Here is a 551-nt window from a genome sequence, read left to right as displayed (position 1 = left end):
GTGCTCGTGGGTGACCATGGTGCGCTCGCCCTCGTACGCCATGGAGACGGTGACCGGCGAGTGCCAGCCGGGCACCCGGCGCGAGGCGGCGAGGTCCACGCCCTCCCCGTCGGCGAGGGCGTCCCAGCAGTAGTCGCCGTAGATGTCGGTGCCGAAGGCGGCGGCCAGCGTGGTGCGCAGGCCGAGCCGGGCGAGCGCGGTGGCCATGTTGGCGATGCCACCGGGGCTCTGGCCCATGCCGCGCGCCCACGACTCGGTGCCGCGCACCGGGGCGTGGTCGAGTCCGGTGAAGACGATGTCCAGGAAGACGGTGCCGGTCAGGTACACGTCGTAGGCGGGGTCGCCGGGGCCGCGCACCGCCGCCAGCGGGTCGACGGGGACGGCGCGGCAGTGCGCGTCCCTCGGGCGCTCCGGTTCACGGGGCTGGACCGCGGCGTCCGGGTCGCGGTCCGCCGCGGCCGGTCCCGCGCCTTCGGTGACCCCGATGACCTGCTCGGCGTCCTTGGCCTTGGCGTCCTTGGCGGCACTCACCTGGCGTGCCCCTCCTGTTC

General features: G+C 75.3%; 1 protein-coding gene. It reads right to left on the bottom strand.

Going from position 1 to position 551, the window contains the following annotated elements; translation table 11 throughout:
• Positions 1–366, bottom strand: a 366-nt coding sequence (locus KUM32_RS40245; RefSeq protein ID WP_254406768.1) for a carbohydrate kinase family protein, incomplete at its 3' end; no start/stop codon positions are given.
• Between the last annotated feature and the right edge of the window lie 185 nt (positions 367–551).

The sequence above is a fragment of the Streptomyces sp. AC627_RSS907 genome, from assembly GCF_019049165.1.
The sequence above is the reverse complement of the archived record's forward strand: the minus strand, read 5'-3'. Positions and strand labels throughout refer to the sequence as shown.